Annotated in this window: 18 protein-coding genes; 11 read left to right on the forward strand and 7 right to left on the reverse strand. The window is 61.4% G+C overall.

Features of this window, described 5'->3' with window-relative positions:
• Position 1: 1 nt before the first annotated feature.
• Entirely contained in the window at positions 2-169 is a 168-nt protein-coding gene (gene ccmD, locus AC1DJO_RS11470) for a heme exporter protein CcmD (RefSeq protein WP_112385833.1), read from the forward strand.
• Entirely contained in the window at positions 166-771 is a 606-nt protein-coding gene (locus AC1DJO_RS11475) for a DsbE family thiol:disulfide interchange protein (protein ID WP_477941204.1), read from the forward strand. The genes ccmD and AC1DJO_RS11475 overlap by 4 nt, the downstream gene beginning before the upstream one ends.
• Here the strand turns inward: AC1DJO_RS11475 and AC1DJO_RS11480 are convergent.
• The 6 genes from AC1DJO_RS11480 to AC1DJO_RS11505 all read right to left on the reverse strand — a co-directional run bounded on the left by AC1DJO_RS11480 (position 768) and on the right by AC1DJO_RS11505 (position 6,933).
• The gene (locus AC1DJO_RS11480) at positions 768-1,355 is read right to left on the reverse strand and encodes a DUF2585 domain-containing protein (protein WP_477970568.1); all 588 of its coding nucleotides are present in this window, start codon (positions 1,353-1,355) and stop codon (positions 768-770) included. The two genes, AC1DJO_RS11475 and AC1DJO_RS11480, sit on opposite strands and share 4 nt — an antisense overlap.
• Entirely contained in the window at positions 1,352-1,996 is a 645-nt protein-coding gene (locus AC1DJO_RS11485; RefSeq protein ID WP_477970570.1) for a septation protein A, read from the reverse strand. The genes AC1DJO_RS11480 and AC1DJO_RS11485 overlap by 4 nt, the downstream gene beginning before the upstream one ends.
• A gap of 65 nt (positions 1,997-2,061) precedes the next feature.
• On the reverse strand, positions 2,062-3,660 hold the full coding sequence (gene ftsY, locus AC1DJO_RS11490) for a signal recognition particle-docking protein FtsY (RefSeq protein WP_477970572.1): 1,599 nt from the start codon (positions 3,658-3,660) through the stop codon (positions 2,062-2,064).
• Positions 3,661-3,675: 15 nt separating this feature from the next.
• Positions 3,676-4,950 (reverse strand): tRNA (N(6)-L-threonylcarbamoyladenosine(37)-C(2))-methylthiotransferase MtaB, encoded by a 1,275-nt coding sequence (gene mtaB, locus AC1DJO_RS11495; RefSeq protein WP_477970574.1) that lies wholly within the window; start codon positions 4,948-4,950, stop codon positions 3,676-3,678.
• Positions 4,947-5,852, reverse strand: coding sequence for a diaminopimelate epimerase (dapF, locus tag AC1DJO_RS11500; protein WP_477970576.1), 906 nt, complete (start codon positions 5,850-5,852; stop codon positions 4,947-4,949). Before dapF ends, mtaB begins: the two co-directional genes overlap by 4 nt.
• 73 nt (positions 5,853-5,925) lie before the next feature.
• Positions 5,926-6,933 (reverse strand): MBL fold metallo-hydrolase, encoded by a 1,008-nt coding sequence (locus tag AC1DJO_RS11505; RefSeq protein WP_477970578.1) that lies wholly within the window; start codon positions 6,931-6,933, stop codon positions 5,926-5,928.
• Positions 6,934-7,226: 293 nt separating this feature from the next.
• Here AC1DJO_RS11505 and ffh point away from each other — a divergent pair, with 293 nt between their 5' ends.
• From ffh to trmD, 5 genes are all read left to right on the forward strand, one after another.
• Positions 7,227-8,798: a signal recognition particle protein gene (ffh, locus tag AC1DJO_RS11510; protein ID WP_112517792.1), complete on the forward strand. Its 1,572-nt coding sequence runs from the start codon at positions 7,227-7,229 to the stop codon at positions 8,796-8,798.
• 16 nt (positions 8,799-8,814) lie between these two features.
• Positions 8,815-9,123 (forward strand): chorismate mutase, encoded by a 309-nt coding sequence (locus AC1DJO_RS11515; RefSeq protein ID WP_112385841.1) that lies wholly within the window; start codon positions 8,815-8,817, stop codon positions 9,121-9,123.
• A 48-nt stretch (positions 9,124-9,171) separates the two neighbouring features.
• On the forward strand, positions 9,172-9,540 hold the full coding sequence (gene rpsP / locus AC1DJO_RS11520) for a 30S ribosomal protein S16 (RefSeq protein WP_477970580.1): 369 nt from the start codon (positions 9,172-9,174) through the stop codon (positions 9,538-9,540).
• A gap of 126 nt (positions 9,541-9,666) precedes the next feature.
• Positions 9,667-10,236, forward strand: coding sequence for a ribosome maturation factor RimM (gene rimM / locus AC1DJO_RS11525; RefSeq protein ID WP_112386059.1), 570 nt, complete (start codon positions 9,667-9,669; stop codon positions 10,234-10,236).
• 3 nt (positions 10,237-10,239) lie between these two features.
• Positions 10,240-10,920, forward strand: a complete 681-nt coding sequence (gene trmD, locus AC1DJO_RS11530; RefSeq protein WP_477970582.1) for a tRNA (guanosine(37)-N1)-methyltransferase TrmD — start codon at positions 10,240-10,242, stop codon at positions 10,918-10,920.
• A 28-nt stretch (positions 10,921-10,948) separates the two neighbouring features.
• On the opposite strand, the gene AC1DJO_RS11535 is transcribed toward trmD, so the two are convergent.
• Entirely contained in the window at positions 10,949-12,403 is a 1,455-nt protein-coding gene (locus AC1DJO_RS11535; protein WP_477970584.1) for an NCS1 family nucleobase:cation symporter-1, read from the reverse strand.
• Positions 12,404-12,748: 345 nt separating this feature from the next.
• On the opposite strand from AC1DJO_RS11535, the gene rplS reads away from it, so the two are divergent.
• The 4 genes from rplS (at position 12,749) to leuC (ending at position 16,715) form a co-directional block, all read left to right on the forward strand.
• Positions 12,749-13,285: a 50S ribosomal protein L19 gene (gene rplS / locus AC1DJO_RS11540; protein WP_112385845.1), complete on the forward strand. Its 537-nt coding sequence runs from the start codon at positions 12,749-12,751 to the stop codon at positions 13,283-13,285.
• 150 nt (positions 13,286-13,435) lie between these two features.
• Positions 13,436-14,233, forward strand: coding sequence for a transporter substrate-binding domain-containing protein (locus AC1DJO_RS11545; RefSeq protein ID WP_477970586.1), 798 nt, complete (start codon positions 13,436-13,438; stop codon positions 14,231-14,233).
• A gap of 16 nt (positions 14,234-14,249) precedes the next feature.
• The gene (locus AC1DJO_RS11550) at positions 14,250-15,068 is read left to right on the forward strand and encodes an amino acid ABC transporter permease (protein ID WP_477970588.1); all 819 of its coding nucleotides are present in this window, start codon (positions 14,250-14,252) and stop codon (positions 15,066-15,068) included.
• 237 nt (positions 15,069-15,305) lie between these two features.
• On the forward strand, positions 15,306-16,715 hold the full coding sequence (gene leuC, locus AC1DJO_RS11555; protein ID WP_112385849.1) for a 3-isopropylmalate dehydratase large subunit: 1,410 nt from the start codon (positions 15,306-15,308) through the stop codon (positions 16,713-16,715).
• Positions 16,716-16,736: the final 21 nt, after the last annotated feature.

Below are 16,736 nucleotides of genomic sequence, written 5' to 3' on the forward strand. Positions count from 1 at the left end.
GATGTCTCACGCTTTCTACGTCTATAGCGCCTACGGCTTCGCTGCCGTCATCACCATAGCCGTCACGCTCTGGATCTGGGCCGATGGCCGCGCACGCCAGAAGGAACTCGCCGCTCTGGAAGCATCCGGCATCCGCCGCCGCTCGGCACGGCCGAAGGGTAGCGAATGAGCGCGCCCGAAACCCAGCCGGCAGCCCGCCGCGGCCTCAGCCGCTATGTCGTGGCATTGATCCCGCTCGTCGTCTTCGGCGGTATCGCCGCCACTGCCGGAAAAATGCTCTACGACCAGGATTTCCACGGCAAGGACATTTCCGAGATTCCCTCGGCGCTGCTCGGCACCAAGGCACCATCGCTGAACCTCGCCCCGCTTGAAGGCTCGAACCTTCCGGCGCTCACCGATGCGGCCGTGAAGGGCAAGCTGACGCTCGTCAACGTCTTCGCTTCCTGGTGCATCCCCTGCCGCCAGGAGCATCCGATCCTGAAGCAGCTGGCCGCCGACGGCAGGCTGAACATTGTCGCCATCAACTACAAGGACAAGAGCGCGAACGCGCTCCAGTTCCTGAACGAGCTCGGCAACCCCTTCAACGCCATCGGCGTCGATCCGAACGGCAAAGCAGCGATCGACTGGGGCGTCTATGGCGTTCCTGAAAGCTATCTCGTCGGCCCCGACGGTACGATCCTCTACAAGCGCGTCGGCCCCTTCGACGAGATCAGCATGAAGGAAGGGCTGTTTCCGGCGATGGAGAAGGTGCTGGGAAAACCGGCGTCCTAAACCGCACTCTGCCAGGCCTTCACGGCCTCGACCGGCCAGACCAGCATCAAGACATTGAGCGTCAGGTTGTCCCGGATCATGTAGCCGGTAAAAATCTCGAAGAAGATGGCGATCGCTACCGTCAGCGCCACCGGCGCACGCGCGGCGAAGAAGAAACCGACGACCATGAAGACGGCATCCATCGCCGAATTGAGAATGCTGTCGCCGTAATAATCGAGTGAGATCGTCGCGGCGCGATAGCGGTCGATAATGATCGGCGAATTCTCGAGCAGTTCCCAACCGGATTCGATCACCAGCGCCAGCAGCAATCTCGCGCCGATCGGCTTGTTGCGCAGCACGAGATGCGCCAGCCCATAGAACAGGAAGCCGTGAATGATATGCGACGGCGTGTACCAGTCGGACAGATGCTGCGAATTGCCGCTGGAATTGACCGTGCCTTCCCAGAGCTTGACGTAGCCGCAGGTGCAGATCGGCGTGCGGCCCATAAAATATTCGGCAACGATCTGCGCCAGAAGCACGCCCGCGCAGGCGATGAACCAGAAGTTCTGATGTTTCGTCCGCTCAACCGTGCCGTCGAAGCTCACTTGTCGGTTTCTCCGGCAGGCTGCACCGTATGTTTCAGGATCAGCGGCATCTGCGCCATGGTGAAGATGATCGTAACAGGCATCGTGCCCCAAACCTTGAAGGCGATCCAGAAGTCATCGGAGAAGTTCCGCCATACGACTTCGTTGAGCACGGCCAGAAACAGGAAGAAGATGCCCCAGCGCAGCGTCAGCTTGCGCCAGCCTTCGGCATCGAGCTGGAAGGCGGCGTTGAAGACATAGCCGAGCAAGGACTTGCCGAAGGCAAGGCCGCCTAGCAGCGCCACACCAAACAGCGCATTGACGATCGTCGGCTTCATCTTGATGAAGGTTTCGTTCTGCAGATAGATCGACAGCGAACCGAAGATCAGGACAACGATACCCGAGACGAAGGGCATGATCGGCAGATGGCCGAGGATGATCTTCGAGGCGACCAGCGAAATGACGGTCGCCGCCATGAACAGGCCGGTGGCGACGAACAGCGGACCACCAAGCTCGCTCAGAGCAGGAAACCGGTCGACCAGCCACTGGCCGCGAAGATTGGCGAAGAAGAAGATCAGCAGCGGCCCGAGCTCGAGCGCCAGCTTCAGCAGCGGGTGATGCCGGTCGGCGGAAGAGGGCGTGATGTCGCTTTCGGTGGTCATGCGTGCGTCGAACCTATTCGTTTGTCAGGCGCGGCATGCGCGCCCTTCTCGTCATATCTGTGGCATCATTGCCCGAGACCGGCAATGGCATGAGCAAAATCCTCGGCCTCGAACGGCTCCAGATCGTCCACACCCTCACCGACGCCGATGAAATAAACAGGCAGCTTGTGCTTTGCGGAGATCGCCACGAGGATACCGCCGCGCGCCGTGCCGTCGAGCTTGGTCATGATCAACCCGTTGACGCCCGCCACATTGCGGAAGATTTCCACCTGGTTGAGGGCGTTCTGGCCTGTTGTCGCGTCCAGCGTCTGCAAAACGGTATGCGGCGCATCCGGATCGAGCTTGCCGAGCACGCGCACGATCTTCTCCAGCTCCGCCATAAGTTCCGCCTTGTTCTGCAGGCGTCCGGCGGTATCGATGATCAGCACGTCGCATTTCTTTGCCTTGGCCTGCTCGAAGGCATCATAGGCAAGCCCAGCGGCATCGGCGCCAAGCTTGGTGCCGATAAATTCGGATTTCGTGCGATCGGCCCAGATCTTCAGCTGCTCGATCGCCGCAGCGCGGAACGTATCGCCGGCGGCAACCATCACCTTCAGCCCAGCGCCTGAGAGCTTGGCGGCCAGCTTGCCGATGGTCGTCGTCTTGCCGGTGCCATTGACACCGACGACGAGGATGACATGCGGCTTGTGGCTGAGATCGAGCTGCAGCGGCTTGGCGACCGGCTTCAGCACCTTGGCAATCTCGCTCGCCATGATGCGGCTGACGTCTTCGCCCGTTACGTCCTTGCCGTAGCGCTCGGAAGCCAGCGTATCGGTGACGCGCATCGCCGTCTCGACGCCGAGATCGGCCTGTATCAACAGATCTTCAAGGTCCTGCAGCGTTTCGTCATCGAGCTTGCGCTTGGTGAAGAGTGCGGCGATCTGGCCGGTGAGCTGTGAGGAGGTACGGGCGAGGCCGGCGCGCAGGCGCTGGAACCAGGTGAGCTTGGGTTGCGGAACGAGCGGTTCAGGTTCGGAGGCGGCAGTGCCGGTGGCGAAACCCTTGGGGAGTATCAGCGGCTCGACTGGCGATGTCTCGACGGCCGTGGGTGACGATTCTTCGAGTTCGGTGGGTGCGGTACCCCCCTCTGCCCTGCCGGGCATCTCCCCCTCAGAGGGGGAGATCGGCTGGGGGCGCTCGCTCGCTTCTGGAGCTATTTCGTCTTCCACCGAAACCGTTGCAGTTTCCGGCTCGGCGCTATCAGCGGGCTCTTCGGGCGCTATGCTGGCACCAGCAGCCGCCTCGACCTCCAGCTGATCTCCCCCCTTGAGGGGGAGATGTCCCGAAGGGACAGAGGGGGGTGTATCCGCAGGTATTGCGCTTTGGTCTTCAGTTCCGGCCTCAGCTTCCGCCTGCAACAGCGACAACGGCACGACACCGATATCACCCAGCTGCTCGGCATCCGGCAGGATCGCCGGCTCTTCCTCCACTGAAGCTACCGTCTCAGCCTCGGCAACATCCGCAACCGGCCCACCGGCCGTATCCACCTCTTCCGCCACCACCGGATCGGCAGCAACCGGCAGCTCGTCCTTCACCGGCTCGATCGCGGGCACAGCCTCCTGCGGCTTTGCCTCCTCGAGCGACTTGCCGAAGGTGAAGACCTTTTTGATGAAACTGAACGCCATTTGAATTCCGTAAACTCAGGCGGCTTCCGCCGCCGTCAATTGCATGTCGAGGTGCTTGCCGTTGTGGCCGGTGATCTCGGCCTGCAGCAGGGAGCGCGGGCGAAGGCCGGGAGCGGCGGCAAGCGTGAAATTTTCCGTATGTGCCAGACCGTTGTTTTCCACCAGCAGCCACTGCCGCGTTCCGACCATTCTGTCCAGATGGGAGCGATGCAGCGTCTGTCCAGTGGCACGCAGCCGTGCGGCGCGGTCCTTGATCAGCGAACGATCGAGCTGCGGCATGCGGGCGGCGGGCGTTCCGGGACGCGGGCTGTAAGGGAAAACGTGCAGATGCGCGATATCAGCCTCTTCCGCGAGGCTGGCGGCATTGGCGAACATCTCCTCGGTTTCAGTCGGGAAACCGGCAATCATATCCGCACCGAAAGCCATGTCCGGGCGCAGGCGCCGCACCTGAGCGACAAAATCGAGCGCATCGGCGCGGCTGTGCCGCCGCTTCATGCGCTTCAGGATCATGTCGTCGCCATGCTGCAGCGACAGATGCAGATGCGGCATGAAGCGCGGCTCGTCGGCGATCAGATCGAACAGATGATTGTCAGCCTCGATACTGTCGATCGACGAGAGCCTGAGGCGGCGAATCTCCGGGATCTGCTTCAACAGCGTCTTGGCCAGCATTCCAAGCGTCGGCTGGCCCGGAAGATCAACGCCATAGCTGGTCGCATCGACACCGGTCAGCACGATCTCGCTGTATCCGCCCTCGACCAGATTGCGGGCCTGATCGACGACAGCCCCCATCGGCACCGAACGCGAGTTTCCGCGGCCATGGGGGATGATGCAGAAGGTACAGCGGTGATCGCAGCCATTCTGCACCTGGATGAAAGCGCGAACATGGCCGTCGATGTGCTTGACCATCTGCGGCGCCGTCGCCTTGACGCTCATGATGTCGTTGACGCGCAGCTTCTCTTCCGCCGAAACGCCGAAATCCGGCAGTGCGCGATAGGACGCGCTCTTCAGCTTTTCTTCATTGCCGAGGACAGCATCGACCTCGGCCATTTCGGCAAAGACTTGGCTTTCCGTCTGCGCCGCACAGCCGGTCACGATGATGCGGGCATGCGGATTATCGCGCCGCGCGCGGCGGATCGCCTGGTGGGCCTGACGCACGGCCTCACCGGTGACGGCGCAGGTATTGACGAGGATGGCATTGTTGAGTCCGGCCTTCTCGGCCTCCGCCCGCATCACTTCGGATTCGTAGGTATTGAGACGGCAGCCGAAGGTGATGACCTCGACGCCGCTCACCGCGCCTCGGCTCCCTGCTCCGCGTCGCGCGCCCAGCTGCCTGTCTTGGGATCGACCATGCCCGACCATTCCCATTCGGCCGGGCCGGTCATGATGACGTGATCGTCGCGCTCGCGCCACTCGATCGAGAGCGAACCCGCATTCGGGCTGCTCGCAACCTTGATCGTGACATCGCGGCCGGTGCGGCCGGTGCGGGCGGCGGAAACGGCAGTGGCGCAGGCCGCCGAACCGCAGGCAAGCGTCAGGCCGGCGCCGCGTTCCCACGTCCGCGTGGTGATCGAAGACGGCGAGGTAACCTCAGCCAGGGTGATATTCGCCTTTTCGGGGAACATCGGGTGGTTTTCGAGCAGCGGCCCGAAACGGCCGAGATCGAAGGACATCACGTCCTTGTCAACCCAGAAGATCGCATGCGGATTGCCCATCGAGGCAACCGACGGCGAATGCAGCACCGGATTGTCGATCGGCCCGATCTGCAGTTCGATCCGGCTCGTATCGTAGAATTCTTCGGCAAGCGGGATCTTGTCCCATTCGAAAACGGGCTTGCCCATATCGACGGAAATCGTCCCATCCGCCTGCTCGACGGCATTGAGGATCCCGGCGACGGTCTGGAAGGTGAAGGCCTTCTTGCCGGTCTCAGCAGCGAGTGCCTGCACAACGCAGCGCGTGCCGTTGCCACAGGCCTGGGCCTTCGAGCCGTCGGAATTCAGGATATCGATCCAGGCATCAGTGCCCTCAGCCTTCGGATCATGGATCGCCATGATCTGATCGAACTGTGTTGCCGGATCGGCGTTCAGCGCAATCGCCGCAGCGGGCGTCACGGCATCCGGACGGCCGCGCATATCGACAACCAGGATCTTGTTGCCAAGCCCGTTCATCTTCGCGAATTCGACCGTCGTGCTCATTGCTGCTGCTTCCGTTGCTTTCGGCCTGTATATGGCGGAAATGCGGGGGAATTACCAGTAGGCTGCCGATTGCTCAAGCCTTGGGAACGTCGAACACTTCGCCCGCCCTCAGCGGCCGGAAACGGCCAGGCGCGATGTTGCGCGCCGCAAGCGCGGTCGCAAGTGCCGTGACCGGCGCGTCGATCGCCTCGTTCGTCAGCTGGAACGTCGCGAAGTGGTGCCCTGCCACATAGGCGGCATTGGCGAGCTCCATGCCCTCCACCGCCTCCTCTGGGTTTTGATGCTGCCCTTTCATGAACCAGCGCGGCTCGTAAGCGCCGAACGGCAGGATCGCCAGGCGGAAGCCGCCATGTTTTTCGCGGATAGCCCGGTAGTTGATGCCATCGTGAAAGCCGGTATCGCCGACATGGTAGATCTTGCCTGATGGCGTCGAGATGACGAAGGCTGCCCAGAGCGCCATGCGCCGGTCACGCGTGCCGCGCGCCGACCAGTGATGGCAGGGCTCGGCATCGATGGTGACCCCATCCCAATAAGAAAGCCGGTCGCCCCAATCCATATCGGAGATCTTCGCCTCGGGAATGGCACGGTGAATGATCGTATCGTTTCCGAGCGGCGTCACGAAATGCGGACCATGCTCCTCGAAGAGCCGCTTCAACGTCCTGGTATCGAGATGGTCATAGTGATTGTGCGAGACGAGCACGATATCGACCGGCGGCAGATCCTCGAAGCGGATGCCGGGCGGCGAGACCCGTCGCGGTCCCGCAAAGGAGAAGGGGCTGGCGCGATCCGACCAGACAGGATCCGTCAATATGTTGAGGCCCGCGACCTGGATCAGCATCGTCGCGTGGCCAACCATGGTCACCCGCAAATCCTCGCCGCTGACGCGCTCTGCAGGCTTGGCGGACGGAAACGCGCTTTGCACCGCCTTCGGCCAGCGAAAACGCCCGCCGCCGAACTGCCAGCGCATCAACTCGCGAAAACCGAGCGGCTCGACCCCATCAGGATTGAAAAAATGGACGCCATCGAAATGGTCGGAGACCGGCCCCTGGTAATAGGAATTGCGCATCTTGGCGTCGGGCATGAACGGATGGACTCTCGTGTCGGGAGGATGCATTTGGGAAGGCGCAGACGATTTGAGAAGGACCGGAAGCGCGAATTTGCCCGCTTTGGCTTGACTTTCCGGCCGCTTTCCTGTTTACCGCGCCTCAATTCTGCGACGAGCGACATGACTCCGAGCCGCCGACCGGGACCTGATCCCGGAGGTCCACACCCGACAGCGCGATGCGCCCTCGGGTGCTTTTTGGCTTTGCGTCTTGTTTTCGTCAAGGAAAAGCACGAGGTTTCCGGCATATCCGGAAACACAAGGAAGAGCCTATGTTTGAAAACCTCCAGGACCGTCTTGGATCCATTCTCAATGGACTGACAGGCCGTGGCGCGCTTTCGGAAGCCGATGTTTCCGCTGCGCTGCGCGAGGTTCGCCGTGCCCTTCTGGAAGCCGACGTTTCGCTGGAAGTCGTCCGTGGCTTCACCGACCGTGTTCGCGAAAAGGCCGTCGGCGCCGAAATTCTGAAATCGATCAAGCCCGGCCAGATGGTCGTCAAGATCGTCCATGACGAGCTGATCGAGATGCTCGGCGGCGAAGGCGTGGGCGTCGATCTGCACGCCGTTGCCCCGGTCGTCATCATGATGGTCGGCCTGCAGGGCTCCGGCAAGACCACGACCTCGGCAAAGATCGCCAAGCGGCTCACCGACCGCGACAAGAAAAAGGTGCTGATGGCGTCGCTGGATACGCGCCGTCCCGCCGCCCAGGAACAGCTGCGCCAGCTCGGCGTCCAGACAGGCGTCGATACGCTGCCTGTGATCGCTGGCCAGTCGCCGACCGATATTGCCGCCCGCGCCGTTCAGGCCGCCAAGCTTGGTGGCCACGACGTCGTCATTCTCGACACCGCCGGCCGCACGCATATCGACGAACCCTTGATGGTCGAAATGGCCGACATCAAGAAGAAGTCGAACCCGCATGAAATCCTCCTGGTCGCGGATTCGCTGACCGGTCAGGACGCCGTCAATCTTGCCCGCAATTTCGACGAGCGCGTCGGCATTACCGGCCTCGTCCTGACCCGCATGGACGGCGATGGCCGCGGCGGTGCCGCCCTTTCGATGCGCGCCGTCACCGGCAAGCCGATCAAGCTCATCGGTGTCGGCGAGCGCATGGGCGAGCTGGAAGAGTTCCACCCCCGCCGCATCGCAGACCGCATTCTCGGCATGGGCGACATCATCTCGCTGGTCGAGCGCGCCGCCGAAAACATCGACGCCGAAAAGGCAGCCGCCATGGCTGCCAAGATGGCCAAGGGCAAATTCGACCTGAACGACCTCGCCGACCAGCTGCGCCAGATGCAGAAGATGGGCGGCATGGGCGGCATCATGTCGATGATGCCCGGCATGTCGGGCATGAAGGACAAGATGGCTTCGGCCGGTCTGAATGACAGCCTGTTCGGCCGCCAGCTCGCCATCATCTCCTCGATGACCAAGGCCGAGCGCGCCAATCCCGACATGCTGAAGCATTCGCGCAAGAAGCGTATCGCCGCCGGCTCCGGCACCGATGCCTCCGACATCAACAAGCTTCTGAAGATGCACCGCCAGATGGCGGACATGATGAAGATGATGGGCGGCAAGGGCAAAGGCGGCCTGATGAAGCAGATGATGGGCGGCCTCGCCGGCAAGATGGGTCTTGGCGGCATGGGTGGCGGAATGGGCGGCATGCCCGACCTCTCGAACATCGACCCGAAGCAGCTGGAAGCGCTCCAGAAGCAGGCTGAAGCGGCGGGTCTTGGAAAGCCGGGCGGCGGCATGCCGGGCCTTGGCGGACTTCCGGGCCTGGGCGGCGCCAAGCTGCCGGGTCTGGGTGGCGGTTTCCCGGGGCTTCCCGGTTTGCCCAAGAAGAAGTGAAAGGGTCGCCTGAACGATGATTGATCCTGAAATCAAAGCCCAGCTTTCGAGCTACCGCCAGTCGATCGACAATATCGACGCGGCACTCGTCCACATTCTGGCCGAACGCTTCCGCTGCACCAAAGAGGTCGGCGTTCTCAAGGCCAAGTACCAGCTGCCGCCGGCCGATCCGGCGCGCGAAGAATACCAGATCGAACGCCTTCGCCGCCTGGCCAAGGATGCCAATCTGGATCCGGATTTCGCCGAGAAGTTCCTGAACTTCATCATCAAGGAAGTCATCCGGCATCATGAGCAGATCGCTGCGGACCACGCCGCAGCAAAATGAACCTGCCGCCCTACGAAGCGGTCAAGAAAAGCCTAAGGAGTAAATGACATGGCACTGAAAATTCGTCTCGCACGCGGTGGTTCCAAGAAGCGCCCGTACTACCACATCGTTCTCGCTGACGCCCGTTCGCCGCGCGATGGCCGCTTCCTGGAGAACCTCGGTTCCTGGAACCCGATGCTCGCCAAGGACAACGACGCGCGCATCAAGCTCGACAACGACCGTATCAAGCATTGGCTCGATCAGGGCGCACAGCCGACCGACCGCGTTCTGCGCTTCCTGAACGAAGCTGGTCTCGCCAAGCGCGACACCAAGAACAACCCGGAAAAGGCAAAGCCGGGCAAGAAGGCTCAGGAGCGCGCTGCTGAGAAGGCTCAGAAGGCTGCTGACGCCGCCGAAGCTGCAGCTTCCGCAGAATAATCCGCAAGGATTTCGTTTCGAACGGGCGGCATGGCGACATGCCGCCCGTTTTCGTTTTCATTCCGGCGCACTTCGTTTATGAGAGGCTTGAACGCGGATCGATGCAGAATTCGGATGAAGGACACCATGACAAAGCTTGAGAACCCCGTGCTGATGGGCACCATAGGCGGCGCGCAGGGCATCCGCGGGGAAGTTCGTGTCAAGCCTTATACGGCCGACCCGACGGCACTCGGCGATTACGGCCACCTGCACAGCCTCGATGGCCGCGTCTTCGAAATTCTCGAACTGCGCGAGATGAAGAACATGGTCGTCGTCCGCTTCCGCGGCATCAACGACCGCAACGCCGCAGAGGCGCTGAACGGCCTCGAGCTCTATATGGAACGCGACAATCTTCCCGATGACGAGCTGGAGGAGGACGAGTTCTATTATGCCGATCTCGAAGGCCTCGAAGCGCTCGACGACAAGGGCGTCAGCTACGGCACGATCACGGGCGTTTTCGACTTCGGCGCCGGCGATCTGCTGGAACTGAAAGGCCCGGGCAAGCGCCCGGTGCTGATCCCCTTCTCCGAAGCTTCGGTGCTGGAGATCGACCTCGAAGGCGGCACGATCCGTATCGACCCGATGGCAGCCGGCCTGATCGACGATCCGGAAGACATCTCCAAGCTCGCCACCGGCAAGCCGAAGAAAAAGAAGTAAGCCATGGCCTTCCGGGCAAGCGTGCTGACCCTCTATCCGGAGATGTTTCCGGGCCATCTCGGCTTTTCGCTGTCAGGCAAGGCGATGGAGCGCGGGCAGTGGTCGCTGGAAACCGTCCAGATCCGCGATTTCTCCACCGACAAGCACCGGACGGTCGATGATACGCCCGCTGGCGGCGGCGCCGGCATGGTGTTGAAGCCGGATGTGCTCGCCCGCGCCATCGATACTGTTTCCGAAAACGACAATCGCCCGCGCCTGCTGATGAGCCCGCGCGGCAAGCCCCTGACGCAGCAGCGCGTCCGCGAACTCGCCGCTGGCGAAGGCGTGATCATCGTCTGCGGACGTTTCGAAGGCGTGGACCAACGGGTGATCGAGGCGCGCCAGCTCGAGGAAGTCTCGATCGGCGACTATGTGCTCTCAGGCGGCGAACCGGCGGCGCTGACGCTTCTCGACGCCATCATCCGTATCCTGCCCGGCGTCATGGGCAACGATCTCTCGGGCCTGCATGAAAGCTTCGAAGGCGGTCTGCTGGAGCATCCGCATTATACCCGTCCCCAGGAATGGGAAGGCCGCGAGATCCCTGCGATCCTCACGTCGGGCAATCACGGTGCCATCGAGAAATGGCGGCATGAACAGGCCGTTGACCTGACGAGGAAACGACGGCCCGACCTCTTGGAAGAATAGGCGCCCGGAAGACCAGGCGCCTCGTTTGTCAGGTTGCGGCGCCAACGGCAGAGCCGCGCGTGCTCATCCTCAGCACGTAATAGACCAGACCACCGATACCGACGCCGAAGAACCAGCCATAGGTACCCCACCAATCCGGCAGGATCGATGTGAAGGTCGGCAGGATCGACGAGAACACCATGCCGACGATAAAGGCGATGAAGGCGTTGGTGTGCCAGCCGTTCTGGAAGCGGAATTCGCCGTCTTCGCGGTAGAGTGCCGCGACGTTAAGTTCGCCTTTCCGGATCAGATAGTAGTCCACCATCATCACCCCGAAGATCGGCCCCATCGTCGAGCCGATGAAGTTGACGAAATGCGCCGCACCCGTCTCCCAGGGCGCGAACGGATAAAGCACCAGCGCGATCAGAGCCGCGATATAGCCGCCCCGCTTAAAGCTGATCTGCCGCGGGAAGACGTTCGAGAAGTCGAAGGCCGGCGACACGAAGTTGGCGACGACGTTGATGCCGAGCGTCGCGACCGCAAAGGTCAGAGCCGCCAGCAGCGCCAGGAACCAGCTGTCGAACTTCGCCGAGATCGCTTCGGGATGCAGCAGCACCTCACCATAAACCGTGAAAGCCGCCGTCGTCGTCACGCCCGCGACCAGGCAGAAGGCCAGCAGGTTAATCGGCAGGCCCCAGAGATTGCCTTTGCGCAAGGTCTTCGTGTCCTTGGCATAGCGGGAGAAGTCGCAAAAGTTCAGGTAGAGCGCAGCGAAATAGGTGATCCAGGTCGCCGCGACCGCAGCGAGTGCCGGGAAGGAACCGGGTTCACCTGGAACGCCCGCATCCTTCGTCTTTTCGAGCAGCACATCGCGCGGGATCTCGCTGCCGAAGGAGAAAGTCCCCGCCTTGACGACGAGATAGACGGCAAGCACCAGCATCATGATCCAGACCGCAGGCCCGGCCCAATCCTGAAACTTGCGGACGGTTTCCATGCCGCGCTGGATAATCAGCAACTGCAGCGCCCAGATGATCACGTAGCAGATGAGCTCCAGCGTCGAATGACCGAGCATGTGGCTGTTTTGGTGGAAGGCGAGAATGCTGTCGTTGCGGATAAGGAGCGCAACGATCGCACCCGAAGCCGCCGCCGTTTGCGCGCCATACCAAAAGCAGGCAACGACGGCGCGTACCAGCGCCGGGAGGTTGGCGCCGAACGTGCCGAAGGAAGCACGGGCGAGAACTGGGAAAGGCACGCCCGTCTTGACGCCGGCATTGCCGACAAGGCTCATCAAGCAGAAGATGACCAGCGAACCGATGCCGATCGCAATCACGAAATTGATGAAGCTGCCGCACAGCAGGAAAAGACTTGCGGCGAGGTAATAGCCCCAAAGACTATGGACGTCAGACGTCCAGACGTTGAAAATACTGAAGGCGCCCCACTTCCTCTCTTCTGCAGGCGCCAAGTCCTCGTTATACAACGAAGGCGATGGATTGCTTATAGACATTCATTCCCCTCCAAATTCCCACGGGTCATGATTTGGCCCGAATCAGAATCTGCTCCTAAATTAGGCATTCGACAAATATTTAATCAGGGAACTCGCTGCCTTGATTGCGCGCAGCATCCGGCAACCGGCACACAGGACGGACGCTTCCTGCTGTTTTTCAGGGCTGGAGGGGTGACAAAGCCTGCGCGATAGGGTATGCGCACGCCCGGAATGGGAAAAAATCCCATCAACCACGTAAAGAAAAGCAGACGAATTCGCTCCTGCCTTCACCGGCATATATCCGAGGCTTCGCCAAAGATAGATCGTAGAGCGCTCTGGCTGTTGAACCAACAAAGAGGTTGAGTCATGAACATCATCCAGCAGCTTGAGGCCGAACAGGTCGCCAAGATCGAAGCCAAGCGCACCCTGCCTGAATTCTCCCCGGGCGACACCGTCCGCGTCAACGTGAAGGTCACGGAAGGCACGCGTACCCGCGTCCAGGCCTACGAAGGCGTTTGCATCGCCCGCTCCGGCGGCGGCCTGCAGGAAAACTTCACAGTCCGCAAGATATCCTACGGCGAAGGCGTCGAGCGCGTATTCCCGGTTTATTCGCCGATGATCGAAAGCGTCGAAATCGTTCGCCGCGGTAAGGTCCGTCGCGCCAAGCTCTACTACCTGCGCGACCGTCGCGGTAAGTCTGCCCGTATCGTTGAAGACACCGGCGTTCGCGCCCGCAAGCTCAACGACGCCGAGCGCGCCGCCGTTGCCGAGGAAAAGGCACGTCTGGAAGCTGAAAAGGTTGCAGCAGCACAGGCTCTCGCCGCCGAAAAGGCAGCAGCCGAAGCCGCTGAAGCAAAGGCAGCTGCAGAAGCAGCAGCCGCTGCTGAGCCTGCAGCAGAATAAGTTCTGCCCAGCGCAAAATTCTTGCATGAAAAGGCGGTCTTCGGGCCGCCTTTTCTGTTTTAGAGCCGCAGCCGCGCACTGGCCGCTCTTGCCATCGCATTCTCTTCTATGACAGTTTCCGCCAGCCACATTTTACCGGGGATTTTCAGCATGCTTTTCCGCCGCACCATTCTCGCGGGCCTCGCGGCCCTTTCGCTTTCGCCGCTCGCCGCCGTTGCCGAAAGCCTGCCTGATCTCGGCGGCAAGTCGGTCGTGGTCGTGACCGAAAACGCTTATCCCCCGCTGCAGTTTGTCGATCCGAAATCCGGCAAGCAGATCGGCTGGGAATATGATGCGATGAACGAGATCGCCAAGCGGCTGAATTTCAAGGCCGAATACCAGAACACCAGCTGGGACGCGATGATCCAGGCGGTCTCCGACAACCAGTACAACATCGGCATGACCGGCATCACCATCAAGGACGACCGCAAGACGAAGGTCGATTTCTCCGACCCCTACATGCGCTCGCAGCAGTTCATGCTTGTCCGCGCCGATGAAAACCGCTTCACCGACGGCAAGACTTTCGGCGCCTTCAAGGACGGCTTGGTCGGCGCCCAGCCGGGCACCTCGCCCTTCTATACCGCCGTCTACGAAATCCTCGACGGCAACGAGCAGAACCCGCGCATCAAGCTCTTCGAAACCTTCGGCGCCACCGTTCAGGCCCTGAAGACCGGAGACGTCGATACGGTGCTGACCGACGGTGTCGCCGCCAAGGGCTATGTCGACGCGTCGAACGGTACGCTCAAGGTCATCGGCGGCCCGCTCGGTACCGAGGACTTCGGCTTCATCTTCCCAAAGGGCTCGGATCTCGTTGCCCCTGTGAACGCCGCCATTGCCAGCCTCAAGGCCGACGGCACACTCGATGCGCTGAACAAGAAGTGGTTCCTCGACTACAAGATGGGCCAGTAATTCCGGATCATCGCAGATGGCGCCACACCCATCCCCGCGATCCGAGAAGGGCGACTATCCCTGGTGGCTGGTCGCCCTTGCCGTTATCGGCATCATCCTCGCCATCGTCATCGTCACCAACGGCATCTATGCGCAGGTCTTCCAGACCGTCTTCAACGGCGTCTGGATCACTGTTTTCGTCACCATCGTCGCCTTTGTGCTGGCAACGATTCTCGGCCTTGGAATCGCACTCCTCGGGCTGTCCGACAGCAAGGTGCTGCGGCAGATCTCGCGTTTCTATATCGAGATCATCCGCGGCATCCCCATGCTGGTGCTGCTCTTCTACGTCGCCTTCGTCGGCGCGCCCGGCATTGTCGCTGCCTATAATTTCCTGATCACACCGCTGGTGAAATCGGGCATCGCCGAACCCATTCTCGTTCGCGACCTGTCGCTGATGTGGCGGGCGATTATCGCGCTGATGATCGGCTACTCCTCCTTCATCGCCGAAGTCTTCCGCGCCGGTATCCAGTCCGTCGATCACGGCCAGATCGAAGCCGCCAAGGCCCTCGGCCTGTCGCGCTATCATCGCTTCCGGCTCGTCATCTTCCCGCAGGCGATCCGCGTCATCTTCCCGCCACTCTCCAACGACTTCGTCTCGATGGTGAAAGACTCATCCCTGGTCTCTGTGCTCGGCGTCTCCGACATCACGCAGATGGGCAAGGTTTACGCCTCCGGCTCCTTCCGCTTCTTCGAGACCTACTCGATCGTCACCTACATATACCTGATCCTGACCATCGGCCTGTCGCTGGGGCTGAGACAGGTGGAGCAGCGGATGCGCCGCAAGTACGGACGATAGTCCCGACGATTCGAATTGCCGTTTATGAGAAAAATCGCTATATCCAGCCTCATGGAAAGCAAGTTCAAGTGCACAGGCGCGCATATTTTCGTGCTGCAGGACCATTATCGCCTGCCGGCGCGGTTCTTTGCGTGCGTTTCGGGCGCTCTCAACAGCCGACTTCGTTGATCGAATGACGGCCGGCGGGCTTTTCCGCCATTTCCTTTTTCCATTGCATCCAAAAACGGACATACCGCTATGAGCGCACCGCGTACCCTTTACGACAAGATCTGGGACGATCACCTGGTTGACGAACAGGCCGACGGCACCTGTCTTCTCTACATCGACCGCCATCTGGTCCATGAAGTCACCTCCCCGCAGGCTTTCGAAGGCCTGCGCATGACGAACCGCAAGGTTCGTGCGCCGGAGAAGACGCTGGCGGTGGTCGATCACAACGTTCCGACCTCTCCCGATCGCCACCTCGGCATCAAGAACGAGGAAAGCCGCATCCAGGTCGAGCAGCTGGCGATCAATGCCGCCGAGTTCAACGTCGAGTATTACTCGGAGAACGACAAGCGCCAGGGCATCGTTCACATCATTGGACCGGAACAGGGCTTCACCCTACCGGGCATGACGATCGTCTGCGGCGACAGCCACACCTCTACGCACGGCGCCTTCGGCTCGCTTGCCCATGGTATCGGCACCTCTGAAGTCGAGCACGTTCTCGCCACCCAGACGCTGATCCAGAAGAAGGCCAAGAACATGCTGGTGCAGGTCGACGGCCAGCTGCCGCCGGGCGTCACCGCCAAGGATATCGTTCTCGCCATCATCGGCGAAATCGGCACGGCCGGCGGTACCGGCTACGTCATCGAGTATGCCGGCGAAGCCATCCGCGCGCTGTCGATGGAAGGCCGCATGACGATCTGCAACATGTCGATCGAAGGCGGCGCCCGCGCCGGCCTGATCGCGCCTGACGAAATCACCTTCGAATACCTGAAGGACAAGCCGCGCGCGCCGAAGGGCGCCGAGCGCGAACAGGCGATCGCCTACTGGAAGACGCTGAAGACCGACGAAGGCGCCCATTTCGACCGCATCGTCAAGCTCAACGCCGCCGAACTGCCGCCGATCGTCTCCTGGGGCTCCTCGCCTGAAGACGTCATCTCGGTTCAGGGCATCGTTCCGAACCCGGACGATATCAAGGACGAAACCAAGCGTACCTCCAAGTGGCGCGCGCTCGACTATATGGGCCTGAAGCCCGGTACGCCGATCACCGACATCAACATCGACCGCGTCTTCATCGGCTCCTGCACCAACGGCCGCATCGAAGACCTGCGCGAAGTTGCCAAGGTCGTCGAAGGCAAGACCGTTGCCTCCACCGTCAGCGCCATGATCGTCCCGGGCTCCGGCCTGGTGAAGGAACAGGCGGAGAAGGAAGGCCTCGACAAGATCTTCAAGGCCGCGGGCTTCGACTGGCGCGAGCCGGGCTGCTCGATGTGCCTCGCGATGAACGACGACCGCCTGAAGCCCGGCGAGCGTTGCGCCTCGACTTCCAACCGCAACTTCGAGGGCCGCCAGGGCTTCAAGGGCCGCACCCATCTCGTGTCGCCCGCCATGGCTGCTGCTGCGGCGATTGCCGGCCACTTCGTCGATATCCGCGAATGGAACTGAGCGTCTAACTGCATAAAATGA

This window comes from Rhizobium sp. 05N430 (assembly GCF_056396985.1).